Genomic DNA, 3,675 nt, shown 5'->3' with positions numbered 1-3,675 from the left:
GGCCGGTGGGCTCGGGGGTCATGCGGCGGTGTTCTCCTGGTTCTCCCGGTTCCGACTGTCGGCGGGGGCCGGGGTCGCGGGGGCCCCGGCGGCGTCCCGGGGTGCGTCCGGCCGGCCGGGGCGGTGGGCGGCGATCCGGGCGAAGTCCTCGACGGTCAGCTCCTCGCCGCGCGCCCGGGGCCCGACCCCGGCGGCGACCAGGGCGGCCTCGGCGGCGGCCGACGAGCCCGCCCACCCGGACAGCGCCGAGCGCAGCATCTTGCGGCGCTGCGCGAAGGCGGCGTCCACCACCGCGAAGACCTCCTCGCGGCTCGCGGTGGTCTGCGGCGGATCCCGCCGCTCCAGGGCGACCAGCCCGGAGTCCACGTTCGGGGCGGGCCAGAACACCGAGCGACCGATGGCGCCCGCCCGGCGGGCCCGCGCGTACCAGGCGGCCTTGACCGAGGGCACCCCGTAGACCCGGGAGCCGGGGGCGGCGGCCAGCCGGTCGGCGACCTCCGCCTGCACCATCACCAGCGCCCGCTCCAGGCTCGGGAAGGTCGCCAGCATGTGCAGCAGGACCGGCACCGCCACGTTGTACGGCAGGTTCGCCACCAGGGCGGTGGGGGCGGGGCCGGGCAGGTCGGTGACGCGCATCGCGTCCCCGTGCACCAGCGCGAAGCGGTCGGCCAGGTGCGGGAGCCGGGCGGTGACGGTGGCGGGCAGCGCGGCGGCCAGCGTGTCGTCGATCTCCACGGCGGTGACGTGCGCGGCGGCGGGCAGCAGGGCCAGGGTCAGCGAGCCCAGGCCGGGTCCCACCTCGACCACGGTGTCCCCGGGGCGCAGGTCGGCGGCGCGCACGATGCGGCGCACGGTGTTGGCGTCGATGACGAAGTTCTGGCCGCGCTGCTTGGTGGGTCGCACGCCGAGCGCCGCCGCGAGTTCACGGACGTCCGCCGGGCCCAGCAGCCCGTCGGCGCCCGCGCCGGGTGCGGCGTCGTCCCGTTCCGAAGTCATGCCGGCAGTCTACGGGCGCGCGGGTGCCCGCCCGGTCGGGCGGCGGCCGACCCCCGTCACGCGGTGGGGGCGGGGAACGCGCGGCGGGAGTTGTCGGCGATGTGCCGGGCCAGCTCCGTCTCCTCCAGCCCCAGCACGCCCGCCATCGCCCGCAGGGTGTGGGGAATCAGGTGCGGCGCGTTGGGGCGGCCCCGGAACGGCGCCGGGGTCAGGAACGGCGCGTCGGTCTCCACCAGCAGCAACTCCGGCGGGCAGACGGCCAGCGCCTCGCGCAGCGACTCGGCGCTGCGGAAGGTGACGTTGCCCGCGAAGGACAGGAACCAGCCGCGCTCCGCGCAGTGCCGGGCCATCGCCGCGTCCCCGGAGAAGCAGTGGAAGACGGTGCGCGGCGGGGCGCCCTCCTCCTCCAGCACCCGCAGCACGTCGTCGTGGGCGTCCCGGTCGTGGATGACCAGGGTGCGGTCCAGCTCCCCGGCCAGGGCGATGTGCCGGCGGAAGGACCGCTCCTGGGCCGCCCGCCCCTCCGGGCCGGTGCGGAAGTGGTCCAGCCCGGTCTCGCCGACGGCGCGCACCTGCGGCAGCGCGGCGAGTTCGGCGATCTCCTCCAGCGCGGCGTCCAGTGCGGCCGGGCCGTGCTCCAGCTCCAGGCGGGGCGCCTCGTTGGGGTGCAGGGCGACCCCCGCCCACACCCGGTCGGGGTGCTCGGTGGCGGTCTTCACCGCCCAGTGGGCGCGCTCGACGTCGCAGCCGATCTGCACCACCCGCTCCACGCCGACGGCGGCGGCCCGCTCCAGGGCGAGCGCCGGCTCGGTCTCCTGCATGTCGAGGTGGGTGTGCGAGTCGACGACGGGGACGGCCAGCGGCTCGGGGAGCGGGGGGATCTCCGCCCGTGCGGCGCGGGCGGCCTTGGACTGCGGCATGGGGCCGAGTCTACGACCGGCCCGGCGACCGACCGGCACCGTACGGGCACGGCGCGGTCACGGGCGGCCGGCGCGCACCGGTCAGATCCTCTTGCCCGGGGCCGGACGCGGCACCCCCTCCAGGGCGCGTTCGAGCCGCTCCACCGTCCCCGAGCGCATCAGCCGGATCCGTCCGCCGCCGCAGTCGGGGCAACGGGGCCGGCTCAGTGGCGAGGGAACCCGTTCCCCGTCGGCGAAGTACAGCACGAAGGGTGCCCCGACGGGATCGACGTGGTGCTCGATGCTGTAGGTGCGCTCCCAGCCGTGACCACAGCTCAGGCACGCGAAGGCGTATGACTCGGTGACCGTCTCGCGGTGGGTGTCCCTCATCGACCCCTCCCGGGGCTCCGTACGGCGCCGGCGGCGGGACGACGGACCGGCGCCCCGGGGGGCACGCCCGCACGGGAACCCGACACCACGGGCGTCGGGGCGGGCGGCGAACCCGGGAACCACTACCGGCCCGTTTCGCCCCGCTCATCACCATTATGCCCGTCCTTCTTCGCGGCGACCACCGCGTCGAAGACCTCTCTCTTGGGCCGACCGGCCGCCTTCGCGACCTCCGCGATGGCCTCCTTGCGCCGGGTGCCGCCGGCCTCCAGCGCCGCCACCCGGCGGGCCAGCTCGGCGGGCTCCGGGGGCGCGGCGGAGGACGGGTCGGCGCCGCGCACCACGATCGTGATCTCGCCGCGCACCCCCTCCCCGGCGCGGGCCGCCAGCTCGGCGAGGGTGCCGCGCAGGACCTCCTCCCAGGTCTTGGTCAGCTCCCGACAGACCGCCGCCTCCCGGTCTGGGCCGTAGACCTCGGCCATCGCGGTCAGGGTCGCGGCGAGCCGGTGCGGGGCCTCGAAGAAGACCATGGTGCGGGTCTCCCCGGCGCTCTCCCGCAGCCGGGCCAGGCGTTCGCCCGGGCGGCGCGGGGGGAAGCCCTCGAAGCAGAAGCGGTCCACCGGCAGGCCGGAGACGGCCAGCGCGGTGAGCACCGCCGACGGTCCCGGCACGGCCGTCACCCGCACGCCGCGTTCCACGGCCCCGGCCACCAGCCGGTAGCCGGGGTCGGAGACCGACGGCATCCCGGCGTCGGTGACCAGCAGCACCCGGGCGCCCGCGACCAGTTCCTCGACCAGTTCGGGCGTGCGGGCGGCCTCGTTGCCCTCGAAGTAGGAGACCACCCGGCCGGTGATCCGCACGTCCAGGTCGCGGGTGAGGCGGCGCAGCCGGCGGGTGTCCTCGGCGGCGACCACGTCGGCGCGGGCCAGTTCGACGGCGAGGCGGGGCGGGGCGTCGGTGGGGTCGCCGATGGGGGTGCCGGCGAGCACGAGCAGGCCGCCGTCCGGCTCGGGGCCGGGTCCCGGTTCCGGGCCCCCGGTCCCCGCCGGCTCCGCGGTCCCGGCGGGGTCCCCGGGCCCCTCGGGCCCCTCCTGCCCCTCGGACGCCCCGGAGGCAGCGGCGCCGTCCCGGGCGTCGTACCGCTCCCGGGCGTCGCCGTGGTCGTCGCCGTCGTCGCCGTCCCGTCCCGTCCGTTCCCGCACGTCCCTCTCCTCCTCCGCCGTCACATCCGTCATCCTCCCGGGCCCGCCGGACACCGGATGACAAGATGGGCCGGGTGAGCGGAGCGAACCGGAACGGCGGCCCGGTGGCGGGAACGAGCGGCGACGGCGCCACGGCGGCCACGGGGCCCCGGTGACCGGCGGCCCGGGGCCGCCGGTCACCGGGGCCCCGT

General features: G+C 77.5%; 4 protein-coding genes. All 4 read right to left on the bottom strand.

Annotation, left to right across the window (positions count from 1 at the left end):
- Positions 1-18 precede the first annotated feature (18 nt).
- Positions 19-996, bottom strand: coding sequence for a 16S rRNA (adenine(1518)-N(6)/adenine(1519)-N(6))-dimethyltransferase RsmA (rsmA, locus tag FOE67_RS19690; protein WP_182666148.1), 978 nt, complete (start codon positions 994-996; stop codon positions 19-21).
- A gap of 56 nt (positions 997-1,052) precedes the next feature.
- A complete protein-coding gene (locus FOE67_RS19685; RefSeq protein WP_182666146.1) occupies positions 1,053-1,916 on the bottom strand; it encodes a TatD family hydrolase in 864 nt (287 codons plus the stop codon).
- An 81-nt stretch (positions 1,917-1,997) separates the two neighbouring features.
- The gene (locus FOE67_RS19680; RefSeq protein WP_182666144.1) at positions 1,998-2,285 is read right to left on the bottom strand and encodes a hypothetical protein; all 288 of its coding nucleotides are present in this window, start codon (positions 2,283-2,285) and stop codon (positions 1,998-2,000) included.
- 122 nt (positions 2,286-2,407) lie between these two features.
- Positions 2,408-3,277 (bottom strand): 16S rRNA (cytidine(1402)-2'-O)-methyltransferase, encoded by an 870-nt coding sequence (gene rsmI, locus FOE67_RS19675; RefSeq protein ID WP_228474065.1) that lies wholly within the window; start codon positions 3,275-3,277, stop codon positions 2,408-2,410.
- Positions 3,278-3,675: the final 398 nt, after the last annotated feature.

It is taken from the genome of Streptomyces calidiresistens, from assembly GCF_014141525.1.
GTDB lineage: Bacteria > Actinomycetota > Actinomycetes > Streptomycetales > Streptomycetaceae > Streptomyces > Streptomyces calidiresistens.
This window is presented reverse-complemented; position numbering and strand designations above follow the sequence as displayed.